This window comes from Microcoleus vaginatus HSN003 (genome assembly GCF_022701255.1).
Classification (GTDB): Bacteria; Cyanobacteriota; Cyanobacteriia; order Cyanobacteriales; family Microcoleaceae; genus Microcoleus; species Microcoleus vaginatus_B.
On the sequence record NZ_CP031705.1, the window covers coordinates 2199700 to 2213203 of the forward strand.

The following is a 13504-nucleotide window of genomic DNA, read 5'->3' on the forward strand; positions in this document are numbered from 1 at the left end:
AAATCTGAGCCAAGGGAGAATGGCTGTCTCACTCAGCCTTTAAAATTCAAGCTTTTTGCGGATCGATCCCGAAAAGGTTGTCCTTCAAAATCCCCGTGTCTTTAGACTAGGGTGTATCAATGAATACCTACTTCCAGCAACTGAACTATGGCAAATATTAAGTCCGCCGTCAAACGAGTCAAAATCGCCGAACGTAACCGCTTGTACAACAAATCTTACAAGTCAGCGGTCAAAACTTTGATGAAGAAGTATTTCGCTGCCGTAGACAAGTACGCCGCAGCTCCGAGCCCGGAATTAATGCAAGAAGTCCAGCAGCGAATGTCTGAGGCCTACAGCAAAATTGACAAAGCTGTCAAAAAAGGTGTACTCCACCGCAACAACGGCGCTCGCAAAAAGTCCCGCTTGGCAAGAACCCTCAAGCCGCACGAAGTATCCGTAGCATCTTAAGGAAGCAGAAAGTTCGGCAACGAAGCAGTGTACAAGATTGAAGGGATGGATGTTGAGGGAAGAAGTCAAGCGTGAAGCAGTCAAGCGTGAAGAAGGAAGAAGGAAGAAAGAAGACGGAAGATTTTTCCCACACACTCTCTGCCACTCCCACTCCCCGACTCTCTCACTCCCCCCTCGCCCTATCCCACCAGAACTCTCCCGTATCACCTCTAATCTGCTTCCCCCATGCAGCTCATCGACACTCACGTTCATATCAACTTTGAGACCTACAAATCTGAGTTAGAAGCCATTCGAGAACGCTGGCGCGAAGCTGGTGTAGTTCGGCTGGTTCATTCTTGTGTAGAGCCAGAAGAGTTTGCCGGCATTCAAGCAATCGCCAATCAGTTTGCCGAAGTTTCGTTTGCGGTTGGACTCCACCCCCTAGATGCCGACAAGTGGAAAGACGAGACTGCAAGCCAGATTAGGGAATTAGCGAATTCGGACTCTAGGGTAGTGGCGATCGGCGAAACCGGACTGGACTTTTATAAAGCTGACGATCGAGAACATCAGTTTAAAGTGTTTGAGGCACAGCTTGAAATCGCCCAGGAACTTGACAAACCAGTCATTATCCACTGTCGCGACGCCGCCGCCCCAATGGCCCAAATGCTGAGGAACTTTTGGCAAACACGCGGGCCAGTGCGCGGGGTCATGCACTGCTGGGGAGGCACACCCGAAGAAACCCAGTGGTTTTTAGACCTAGGTTTCTACATCAGTTTTAGCGGAACAGTCACCTTTAAAAAAGCCTTGCAAATACAAGAATCAGCTTGTATGGTAAATAGCGATCGCATCCTAGTCGAGACAGATTGCCCTTTTCTCGCCCCCGTACCCCAGCGGGGAAAACGCAACGAACCAGCCTACGTCTACTACGTAGCCGAGCAAGTTGCTAAATTGAGAGGAGTTTCTCTCTTAACTTTGTCCCAGCAGACAACCGAAAATGCTTGTCAGCTATTCGGCTTTTCAGTTTAGTTATAGCAGAACAGAGAAACTAGGAAAACAAGTCGATTTAGGAGCCAGCGATCAGGATAATCCCATTTCTATCCTGCCAGAAAAACCGGATTCATCCTTTATTGGAGATTCTTTTGGCGTTGCCTGTTGCGATCGGATTTGCGTCCTATAATAAAAAGAACAGACCGATCGGGCGTTGGCTGAGTATCCGATCCTGCGATGTCGCCCGGGAACTACCAAAACAGCGCGAGTACCCTAACCTTCGGGATCGGTCAAAACTTCACGCAATACCTCAAACTTACACACTCAAACTTACAGATCAGAAGAAACTTGGAACCTCAGCAATTTGGCAATAGCTGTCAAGTCAATTTTAGGAGTCAAAACTGTAGGGAATTTACCCAGGAAAACCACGAGATCGGAGCTAAAAGCATCGGGATCGAAAGTAAAATCCGCACAAAAATACTGCAAGCAAGCCGCAAAAATAACCGTTGCAGCAGTGGGCAGGCGATCGAAAACATCATATAAATTCTCTCACACAATCAATCAAAAAAACGCAACAAGGTAAAAAAGCCCAGCCTTGGCGCCATGTAAAAAGCTAGAGCCACTGCGGAAAAAGGACCCCCATGACCACTAAAGATTACACAGAATTCGCCTTCACCTTGCCCGATTTGATAGAAATCCAGCGGGCAAGTTTTCGCTGGTTCCTAGAAGCCGGGCTGATCGAAGAACTCGACAGCTTCTCCCCGATTACAGACTACACCGGGAAGCTGGAACTCCACTTCATGGGCAAAGACTTCAAACTCAAGCGCCCGAAATACGACGTGGACGAAGCCAAGCGCAGGGACAGCACCTACTCGGTGCAAATGTATGTACCCACCCGCCTGATTAACAAAGAAACAGGGGAAATCAAAGAACAAGAAGTCTTCATCGGCGATTTGCCCTTGATGACCGAGCGCGGCACTTTCATTATCAACGGCGCCGAACGGGTGATTGTCAATCAAATCGTGCGATCGCCCGGCGTCTACTACAAATCGGAAACCGACAAAAACGGTCGCCGTTCCTATAACGCCTCGCTCATCCCCAACCGCGGCGCTTGGCTCAAGTTTGAAACAGACAAAAACGATTTAGTCTGGGTCAGAATCGACAAAACCCGCAAACTCTCAGCCCAGGTGCTGCTCAAAGCCCTCGGACTGACAGACGGCGAAATCTACGACTCCCTGCGCCACCCGGAATACTTCCAAAAAACGATCGAGAAAGAAGGACAATTCGGCGAAGAAGAAGCTTTGATGGAGCTCTACCGCAAACTCCGTCCAGGCGAACCCCCCACCGTGGCGGGCGGCGAACAGCTCCTCAACTCGCGCTTTTTCGACCCCAAACGCTACGATTTGGGCCGAGTCGGCCGCTACAAACTCAACAAGAAATTGCGTTTGACAGTCCCCGATACGATGCGGGTGCTGACATCCCAAGATATCTTGACAGCGATCGACTACTTAATTAACCTCGAATTCGACATCGGCTCGACAGACGACATCGACCACTTAGGCAACCGTCGCGTCCGCAGTGTCGGAGAACTGCTGCAAAACCAAGTGCGCGTCGGACTCAACCGCTTAGAACGGATCATCCGCGAAAGAATGACCGTCTCGGATGCCGACTCCCTCAGCCCTGCTTCTCTGGTCAACCCCAAACCGCTGGTAGCAGCAATCAAGGAATTCTTCGGTTCCTCCCAGCTATCGCAGTTCATGGATCAAACCAACCCTTTGGCAGAACTGACGCACAAACGTCGGCTTTCCGCCTTGGGCCCAGGAGGTCTGACTCGGGAACGCGCCGGGTTTGCAGTGCGGGACATTCACCCGTCCCACTACGGCCGGATTTGCCCGATCGAAACACCAGAAGGCCCCAACGCCGGTCTGATCGGTTCCTTGGCAACCCACGCCCGCGTCAACCCCTACGGCTTCATTGAAACTCCTTTTTATCCAGTAGAAAAAGGACGGGTGCTGCGCGACAAAGCCCCTGTTTACATGACAGCAGACGAAGAAGACGATTTGCGCGTCGCCCCCGGAGACATCAGTCTCGACGAAAACAACAACCTCTTGGGCGAAACCGTAGCCGTCCGCTACCGCCAAGAGTTTACTACCACCACTCCGATGCAGGTGGACTACATGGCGATTTCGCCCGTGCAAATCGTCTCCGTCGCGACATCGCTGATTCCGTTCTTGGAACACGACGACGCCAACCGAGCTCTGATGGGATCTAATATGCAGCGGCAAGCTGTGCCGCTACTGAAACCAGAACGGCCCCTAGTCGGTACGGGCTTGGAAGCTCAGGCGGCGCGAGATTCCGGGATGGTTGTGGTTTCCCGGATTAACGGCGAGGTGATTTACATCGACGCTACCCGGATTATTGTCAAACCCCTGGCGGACGATGCCGAATCGAATTCCGGCGAAGAAAATTTCCTGATTCGGGAATACGACGAACTCAAAGTCAAACAGCCCTCGGTTTGGAAGCAAAAATATGCTGGCTGCATCGAACACGAACTGCAAAAATATCAGCGTTCTAACCAAGATACTTGTTTAAATCAGCGTCCGCTGATTTATGAGGGCGATCGAGTCGTAGCAGGTCAAGTTCTCGCCGATGGTTCCTCCACCGAAGGGGCAGAACTCGCTCTGGGTCACAATATCCTCGTAGCTTATATGCCTTGGGAAGGCTACAACTACGAAGACGCGATGCTAATTAGCGAGCGTTTGGTGTACGAAGATGTCTACACTTCGATCCACATTGAAAAATATGAAATCGAAGCCCGCCAAACCAAACTCGGCCCAGAAGAAATCACTCGCGAAATTCCTAACGTCGGCGAAGACGCGCTGCGCCAGCTAGACGAACAGGGCATTATCCGTAAAGGTGCTTGGGTGGAAGCCAGCGACATCCTAGTCGGCAAAGTCACCCCCAAAGGCGAATCCGACCAACCGCCGGAAGAAAAACTGCTGAGGGCAATCTTCGGCGAAAAAGCCCGCGACGTGCGCGACAATTCCCTGCGAGTTCCTAACGGCGAAAAAGGCCGCGTGGTGGACGTGCGGGTGTTTACCCGCGAACAGGGCGACGAACTGCCCCCCGGCGCCAACATGGTCGTCCGCGTCTATGTAGCTCAAAAGCGGAAGATTCAAGTAGGCGACAAAATGGCCGGCCGCCACGGGAATAAGGGTATTGTGTCCCGGATTCTGCCGATGGAGGATATGCCTTATTTGCCCGACGGGACTCCCGTTGACATCGTGCTCAATCCCTTGGGCGTACCGTCGCGGATGAACGTGGGTCAGATTTTTGAGTGCTTGCTGGGATGGGCGGGCGAAAATCTGTCGATGCGGTTCAAAATGGTGCCTTTTGATGAAATGCACGGCGCTGAAAAGTCGCGGGAAACCGTACACGGCAAGTTACAGGAGGCGCGCGAAAAAACCGGCAAGCCTTGGGTGTTTAACGAAAAGCACCCCGGCAAGACTATTGTCTACGATGGCCGAACTGGTGAACCGTTCGATCGCCCCATCACAGTTGGCATCGCCTATATGCTGAAGCTGGTGCACTTGGTAGACGATAAGATCCACGCCCGCAGCACAGGCCCTTACTCGCTGGTAACGCAGCAGCCTTTGGGCGGCAAAGCGCAGCAGGGGGGTCAGCGGTTCGGGGAAATGGAAGTCTGGGCTCTGGAAGCCTTCGGCGCAGCTTATACTTTGCAAGAGTTGCTGACTGTCAAGTCGGATGATATGCAGGGGCGGAATGAAGCGCTGAATGCGATCGTCAAAGGCAAAGCTATTCCGCGGCCAGGTACGCCGGAATCTTTCAAGGTGCTGATGCGGGAGTTGCAATCTTTGTGCTTGGATATTGCTGTGCACAAGGTGAATACATCCGACGAGGGCAGCGAACACGTTGAGGTGGATTTGATGGCAGATGCTGGGGGCAAGCGATCGCCCTCCCGGCCTACTTACGAATCGCTTTCTCGTGACGAACTTGACGAGGATTAGGGATTTTAGATTTTAGATTTTAGATTGAAGAATTGTTTGACAGCATTCAATCTTACATCTCAAATCTAAAATCTAAAATCGAGAACTGCCAATTAAAATGCCTCAGCAGTGGTACGAACACTGTTGAGGCGAATCAACGCTCTTAAGAGGAGAGACGCTGACATGACTATTGTAACAGTTGTCCCAGGAATTGAAGGAGAACTTGACCGGGTGACAGGCTGTATTAACTGGCAAGGGAGCAAGCTGAAAAATGGTTACGGGCGCAAGTGGATCGAGGGCAAAACGGTATTAGTCCACCGATTAGTGCTCGAATCAAAAATACCAGGATTTCTAGATTCCGGTTATTTTGCTTGCCACATCTGCGACAATCCAAGCTGCATCAACCCAGCACATCTCGTAGCTGGAACTGCGGCTGAGAATACGCAGCAGATGATGGGGCGCGATCGCAAAACTCCCAGAGGCAAAAGTATTCCGGGTATTGGCCAACTCTCGATCGAACAACTGCGGGAAATTCAGCGTCAATATTTAGCTGGAACCATCAAAAGCCACCTAATAAAAGAGTATGGCGTACACTATGAAACTATTACTAAGATACTTCAGGCAAATATTCCCGATAACTTCTCTACAGTTCCCCCCGGTTTTGTAGGAGAAATTCAAGACAGTGGCTGCATAATTTTTCAAGGTGCAAAGGATGGTCAAGGTGGTTATGGCAGGTACTTGAAAAATGGGAAATCCCAATCAGTTACTCGTGCTGTTTTAGCAGAGAAATTAGGATGTGCAGTTCCGACTTCAATAGATGCTTGTCATACCTGCGATACTCCCAGTTGTATTAATCCAGAACACCTTTGGGGTGGAACGCGCACTCAAAATTTATTAGATGCTTCTAAGAAAGGACGCACTCAAGGCAAAAGTCATCCCCTTTCAAATGCCAAATTAGACTGGGAAAAGGTGCGAGAAATTCGGCAAAAACTAGCAGCAGGAGAGAGAGTGAAGGATGTAGCTCACGAATACAGTGTTGGTCGCAAAACCATACACGATATTAAGTATCACGTCACTTGGAAGGAAGCAGGCGAAGAGGTTCCAGTTCCTCGCATGGGTGGATATCTCGATCGCAAATTGACTTTCGAGCAAGCTCTTGAGGTACGAAAAAGAATTAGAGGTAGAGAATCAATCTCTAAAATCGCTGATGACTTTGGAGTATCGTCAAGTGTCATCTCTGATATTAAAAACCACGTCACATATAGAGGAGTATAACATTGATTTAAGCCGTGAAACAAGCAAACAAAAAAGATAAACAACCACACATAATCGACTGTAAATTATCAATTGGAGTCAAGAATGGCTAAAATAGAACAACGCTTTGATTACGTCAAGATCGGGTTAGCTTCACCAGAAAGAATTCGACAGTGGGGAGAGAGAACTTTACCCAACGGTCAGATTACTGGAGAAGTGACAAAACCGGAAACCATAAATTATCGGACGTTAAAACCTGAAATGGATGGCTTGTTTTGCGAGCGCATTTTTGGGCCTGCAAAAGATTGGGAATGTCATTGTGGCAAGTACAAACGAGTTCGCCATAGAGGCATTGTTTGCGAGAGATGCGGTGTTGAAGTCACTGAATCTCGCGTCCGCCGTCACCGGATGGGATTTATCAAATTAGCGGCTCCAGTAGCTCACGTTTGGTATCTCAAAGGCATCCCGAGTTACATGGCAATTCTGTTAGATATGCCGCTGCGAGATGTCGAACAAATCGTCTATTTCAATGCCTACGTTGTCCTAAATGCAGGTAATGCAGAGAAGCTACAATACAAACAATTGCTCACGGAAGATGCTTGGCTGGAAATAGAAGACGAACTTTACAGCGAAGATTCCACACTCACAGGTGTAGAAGTGGGGATTGGTGCTGAAGCTTTGCAAGTTTTGCTGCAAAACATTCCGCTAGAAAGTGAAGCGGAAAAGCTGCGGGAAGATATTGCTAATGCTAAAGGTCAAAAGCGGGCGAAGTTGATTAAACGCTTGCGAGTAATTGACAACTTCATCGCTACGGGTTCTCATCCCGATTGGATGGTGCTCAATGTGATTCCGGTGATTCCCCCGGACTTGCGGCCGATGGTGCAGTTAGACGGCGGGCGTTTTGCAACCAGTGACCTCAACGACCTATATCGGAGAGTCATCAACCGCAATAACCGCTTGGCGAGACTGCAAGAAATTCTGGCGCCGGAGATTATCATCCGCAACGAAAAGCGGATGCTACAAGAAGCTGTGGATGCGCTGATTGACAACGGTCGCCGGGGCCGGACGGTGGTGGGGGCCAACAACCGCCCGCTGAAGTCGCTGTCGGACATCATTGAAGGGAAACAAGGCCGCTTCCGGCAAAACTTGCTGGGGAAACGGGTTGACTACTCCGGGCGTTCGGTGATTGTGGTGGGGCCGAAACTGAAAATTCATCAGTGCGGTTTGCCGAGGGAAATGGCGATCGAGCTTTTCCAGCCTTTCGTCATCCACCGCTTGATCCGCCAAGGATTGGTCAACAACATCAAAGCTGCCAAAAAACTGATCCAGCGCAACGATCCCAGCGTTTGGGACGTGCTTCAGGAGGTGATTGAAGGACACCCCGTAATGCTAAACCGGGCGCCGACCCTCCACCGTTTGGGGATTCAAGCCTTTGAGCCGATTTTGGTGGACGGGAGGGCAATTCAGCTTCACCCGCTAGTCTGTCCGGCTTTTAACGCTGACTTTGACGGCGACCAAATGGCCGTACACGTTCCTTTGTCTCTGGAATCTCAGGCGGAAGCGCGCTTGCTGATGCTGGCTTCTAACAACATTATGTCGCCGGCAACCGGAAGACCGATCGTTACTCCTTCTCAAGATATGGTGCTCGGTTGCTATTACTTGACAGCCGAAAATCCTGACGCTCAAAAAGGAGCCGGTCACTATTTTTCCAACCTTACCGACGCGGTTGTAGCTTACGAACAAGGAGTCGTTGACTTGCACTCTTATGTGTGGGTGAGGTTTCAAGGCGCCATAGAAAACACAGAACCCGAAGGAGAACCGCTGAAGGTGGAACGCTCTACCGACGGTATCGTGACGAAAGAATACAAGTTCCGCCGGGTTCGGGAAGACGGAGACGGCAAGGTGATCAATCAATTCATTCGCACTACTCCGGGCAGAATTATCTATCACCAAACCATCGAATCGGTAATTAACAATTAGAAATGGGTAAGGGGTAAGAGGTAAGGGATAAGAGGTAACGGGTAAGGGGTAATGGGTAATAACTGACAAATAATCGCTAGCAAATAATAGTGATTAAAACCAGAAAATTTACCCATTACTACTTACAAAAAATTTCAGCGACGCGGTTACGGATCGAAGTCTAAGGGCAGTAAAAGTTACCAATTACCAATTAAGTAGGTAGGTGCAAATAAACTTTATTATGGGAAGGGCAGGTGAGTCCATTCATCTCCTAGCTTAGCTCTCTTCCTTATACGCACTCACCAGCCCCTACAAAATGCTTGTTGTTTTTTCCCGTCGCTCTACTTATCAATTACCAATTACCAATTACCAATTACCAATACTTCGGCTACGCGGTTCCTGAACCCTTGGGCTTCGCTCAAGAGAACCGAAGTCTAACGGCAGTAAAAGTTACCAATTACCAATTACCACTACTCAGAAAAATGACAGAAAATAAGGAAATTGTTTTTCGCAATCGAGTTGTTGACAAAGGTCAGCTCAAAAAATTAATCTCTTGGTCCTTCATGCACTACGGAACGGCCCGTACAGCGCAAATGGCCGATAAACTCAAAGACTTGGGTTTCCGCTTTGCGACACGAGCGGGAGTTTCGATTAGCGTGGACGATTTGCAAGTGCCCCCGTCAAAACGATCGCTCCTAGATGCAGCGGAAGAAGAAATCCGCATCACAGAACAAAAATACACCAGAGGCGAAATCACCGAAGTCGAACGCTTCCAAAAAGTAATCGATACCTGGAACAGCACCTCAGAAGACCTCAAAGACGAAGTAGTCAAAAACTTCCGAGCCACAGACCCCCTAAACTCGGTCTACATGATGGCCTTCTCCGGTGCTCGGGGGAACATTTCTCAAGTGCGGCAGCTAGTCGGAATGCGCGGATTGATGGCTGACCCCCAAGGAGAAATCATTGACTTGCCAATTAAAACCAACTTCCGCGAAGGACTCACCGTTACCGAATACATCATCTCTTCCTACGGAGCGCGCAAAGGCTTGGTAGATACAGCCTTGCGGACGGCAGACTCTGGCTATTTGACTCGCCGGTTGGTGGATGTATCCCAAGACGTAATTGTGCGGGAAGTAGACTGCGGCACCCAGCGGGGAATTCGAGTGCGGCCGATGACGGACGGAGCAACAGTGCTGATTCCCCTCAAGGACAGGCTGCTAGGGCGGGTGTTCGCCAAAGATGTGGTGCACCCCAAAACCGGGGAAATCGTGGCTTACGGCAGCGAAAAAGCCGTCCGAAATCAGCCAATTACCGAGGAGTTGGCGACGGAAATTGGTAATTCTGGGGTGGGAGAGGTGTATTTACGATCGCCCCTGACTTGCGAATCAACCCGATCGGTTTGTCAGCACTGCTACGGCTGGAGTCTCGCCCACTTGAAAATGGTGGACATGGGAGAAGCGATCGGGATTATTGCAGCTCAGTCGATCGGGGAACCGGGAACCCAGCTCACCATGCGTACCTTCCACACCGGCGGCGTATTCACCGGAGAAGTCGCAAAACAAGAACGCGCACCCTTCCCGGGCGTAGTGAAATTCAAGAACTTGCGTACTCGCTCCTTCCGCACCAGACACGGCGAAGAAGCACTGGTGGCAGAAAACAACGGCAAACTTGTATTTGAAGGCGACGGCTTTGAAGAAGGGAAATCCGGCGCCAAAAATCAAAAACTGAAAATCGAATTGGCGATCGTCCAGGGTTCTACTCTGATGGTCAAAGACGGACAACGCGCCATTCCCGGTCAAGTTTTGGCGGAAGTGCCGATCGTCGGTCGCGCCGCCCGCAAAACCACTGAAAAAGTGACTACAGACGTGGCTTCCGACTTAGCCGGAGAAGCCAAATTTGCTGATTTGGTGCCTGAAGAAAAAACCGACCGCCAAGGGAACACAACCCGCACAGCCAGCAAAGGCGGACTGATTTGGATTCTCTCAGGAGAGGTATACAACTTGCCCCCTGGCGCCGAACCTGCCGTGAAAAATGGCGATCGCATTCCGGCCGAAAGCGTGATTGCCGAAACTAAACTCGTCTCCGAACACGGCGGCGTAGTCCGCATCGCTGACCCCAGAGAAATCGAAATTATCACCGCCCAAGTCCTGCTCGACCAAGCCATCGTGCGGGCCGAAAGCGCAGGCGGCCGCGACCACTACACGATCGAAACATCTTCTAAGCAGCGGTTTTCCCTGAAGACGGCTCCCGGGAGCAAGGTGATTAACGGGGAAGTGGTCGCGGAACTGCTCGACGACAGCTACCGCACCGCTACAGGCGGCATTGTCAAGTACGGCGGGGTGGAAGTCCACAAGCGCGGCAAAGCTAAACTTGGCTACGAAGTCGTGAAGGGGGGGACTCTGCTCTGGATACCAGAAGAATGCCACGAGGTCAATAAGGATATTTCTCTGCTGCTGGTGGAAGATGGCCAGTACGTAGAAGCCGGTACTGAGGTGGTGAAGGATATTTTCTGCCAAACCAGTGGGGCAGTGGAAATCACTCAGAAAAATGACATCCTGCGGGAAATTGTGATCAAACCGGGCACACTCCATGTAGTTGACCGCCCGCCGCTAACATTTGGGGAAGGTCAAATCGTCAACGCCGGTCAAGAAATTTTCCCAGGCTTGGTTGCCGAAGAGTTGGGCTATGCGGAGTATATCGAAACTCCCGAGGGCCCGGCTTTGCTGCTGCGGCCTGTGGTGGAGTTTCCGGTGCCGGATAAGCCACCAGTGCCTTCTCAGACGGCGCTGAATGAGTCGATCTCTTTGAAAGCGGTGCAGCGACTTCCTTATAAGGATGGGGAGCGCGTCAAATCTGTCGAGGGATTGGAACTGCTGCGGACTCAGCTTATTTTGGAAATTGGTTCGGGAGCTCCGCAACTGGCGGCGGATATCGAGCTGCTGCCGGATGAGGACGATGCTATGGCTTTTGGGGCGGACGGTTCGGGCCCGGCTTGGGGTTCGCCTGAAGACGCTAGTGCGTCGCAAGAGTTGGCGATGGCTGTGGCTGATGGGGGCGATCGAGCTTCAAAGACTTTCCGCTTGCAGCTAGTCATTTTGGAATCGCTAGTGATTCGGCGGGATGTATCTGCCGATCCGACTCAGGGCAGCACCCACACGCGGCTGTTGGTCGAAGATGGGCAGTCGATCGCGCCCGGGGCAGTAGTCGCCCGCACCGAGATTCTCTGCAAAGAAGCGGGTATCGTTCGAGGCATCCGTGAGGGGCATGGCGAACCAGTGCGCCGACTGTTGGTGATGCGAGATGCGGATTCTATTTCGATCTCTGTGGCGGGTACGCCGGATGTGAGTCCGGGTCAACTGCTGGTGGCTGGTACCGAAATAGCTCCGGGGGTTGTTCTGGAAGAGTCGGGCCAAGTTGTGAAGGTTGTACCTGCGTCGGAGACAGAATCGGCGAAACTCTTGCTCAGGGTGGCTCGTCCTTACCGGGTTTCGGCTGGTGCGGTGCTGCACGTAGACGACGGCGACTTGGTGCAGCGGGGTGACAATTTGGTGATTCTGGTGTTTGAGCGGGCAAAGACTGGGGATATCATTCAGGGTTTGCCACGGATTGAGGAACTTCTTGAAGGGCGGAAGCCGAAGGAAGCTTGTATTTTAGCCAAGCGGCCGGGGACGGCTCGCGTGGTTACGGATGACGATGTTGTGGAACTTGCGGTGATTGAGGATGATGGCCGGATTGAGGAGTATCCTTTGTTGCCTGGTCAAAACCCGATCGTTTCCGACGGACAGCGCGTAGGCGTCGCCGAAGCTTTGACCGACGGGCCTGCTAACCCTCACGAAATTCTGGAGGTGTTCTTCCACGTGCTCAAGGAGCGGCAGTCTACTTTTGAGGCTGCCTTGGAGAGTTTCCAACAGGTGCAGACGTTTTTGGTGAATGAGGTGCAGTCGGTTTATCAGTCTCAGGGTGTGGATATTTCTGACAAGCACATCGAGGTGATTGTCCGCCAGATGACCAACAAAGTCAGGATGGAAGATGGTGGCGATACTACTATGCTCCCCGGCGAGTTGGTAGAATTGCGGCAGGTTGAGCAGGTGAATGAGGCGATGTCAATTACTGGTGGAGCGCCGGCGGATTATACTCCGGTGTTGCTGGGGATTACTAAGGCTTCGCTGAATACTGATAGCTTTATTTCCGCTGCATCGTTCCAGGAGACTACGCGGGTGTTGACTGAGGCTGCGATCGAAGGTAAGTCTGACTGGCTGCGCGGGCTGAAGGAAAATGTGATTATCGGCCGCCTGATTCCTGCGGGTACTGGGTTCAATGCCTATGAGGATGCTGGGGTTCAGGATGCGGGTTTTGATGGTGCTGTGTTTGAGGACGACATCCACGATTTACAGGAGGATGTGGTACTTGATGACCGTACTGCGCGCCGTGCTTATACGATCGAGAGCGCTTTTGAGATCGGGCGCCCGTCTGATCTTGAGCCTGATGAGGATTTTGAGGAAGTTGAGGTTGATGATGACGATTTTGTCGCTGAGACTGATGATGATGCCTTGGGACCTGATGTTGACGATGATGATATCGGTTTTGACTTCGATGAGGACGAAGACTAATCATAGTTTTGAGATTGCATGAATGAGTGAACAGCGTTGCGCTCGCTGAGGATAAGTTGGTTCCTCGCCGCAACGCACACTTCGATTTCATGAATTGAAAAATCTCAAATTTTTCCTCACTAATTAAAAGTCCGAACTCATAGCATTGTGCGATGGGAAATCGAAAGGAAGAAGGAAGAAGGAAGATTCAGAGTTTAAGCAAACTTTGTAACTCTAGAGTTTTAATTGTTTGTTGGTTCAAACAAACAATTCTTTCTTCCT

At 50.9% G+C, this 13504-nt stretch carries 7 protein-coding genes; all 7 read left to right on the top strand.

The window, feature by feature from the left end:
* Positions 1-147 precede the first annotated feature (147 nt).
* The 7 genes from rpsT to D0A37_RS09460 all read left to right on the top strand — a co-directional run bounded on the left by rpsT (position 148) and on the right by D0A37_RS09460 (position 13243).
* Positions 148-447 carry a 30S ribosomal protein S20 gene (rpsT, locus tag D0A37_RS09430; RefSeq protein WP_006632886.1) on the top strand — a complete coding sequence of 100 codons (300 nt, stop codon included), beginning with the start codon at positions 148-150 and terminating at the stop codon, positions 445-447.
* 225 nt (positions 448-672) lie between these two features.
* Positions 673-1452 carry a TatD family hydrolase gene (locus D0A37_RS09435; RefSeq protein ID WP_242723525.1) on the top strand — a complete coding sequence of 260 codons (780 nt, stop codon included), beginning with the start codon at positions 673-675 and terminating at the stop codon, positions 1450-1452.
* Positions 1421-1603, top strand: a complete 183-nt coding sequence (locus D0A37_RS09440) for a hypothetical protein (protein ID WP_242723527.1) — start codon at positions 1421-1423, stop codon at positions 1601-1603. Before D0A37_RS09435 ends, D0A37_RS09440 begins: the two co-directional genes overlap by 32 nt.
* 451 nt (positions 1604-2054) lie before the next feature.
* Positions 2055-5441 (top strand): DNA-directed RNA polymerase subunit beta, encoded by a 3387-nt coding sequence (gene rpoB / locus D0A37_RS09445; RefSeq protein WP_242723529.1) that lies wholly within the window; start codon positions 2055-2057, stop codon positions 5439-5441.
* 162 nt (positions 5442-5603) lie between these two features.
* Complete coding sequence (locus D0A37_RS09450; protein ID WP_242723531.1) at positions 5604-6695, top strand: HNH endonuclease; 1092 nt, start codon at positions 5604-5606, stop codon at positions 6693-6695.
* A gap of 84 nt (positions 6696-6779) precedes the next feature.
* Entirely contained in the window at positions 6780-8654 is a 1875-nt protein-coding gene (locus D0A37_RS09455; RefSeq protein ID WP_242723533.1) for a DNA-directed RNA polymerase subunit gamma, read from the top strand.
* Between the two features lie 461 nt (positions 8655-9115).
* Positions 9116-13243, top strand: a complete 4128-nt coding sequence (locus D0A37_RS09460) for a DNA-directed RNA polymerase subunit beta'' (protein ID WP_242723534.1) — start codon at positions 9116-9118, stop codon at positions 13241-13243.
* The last annotated feature ends 261 nt before the right edge of the window (positions 13244-13504 follow it).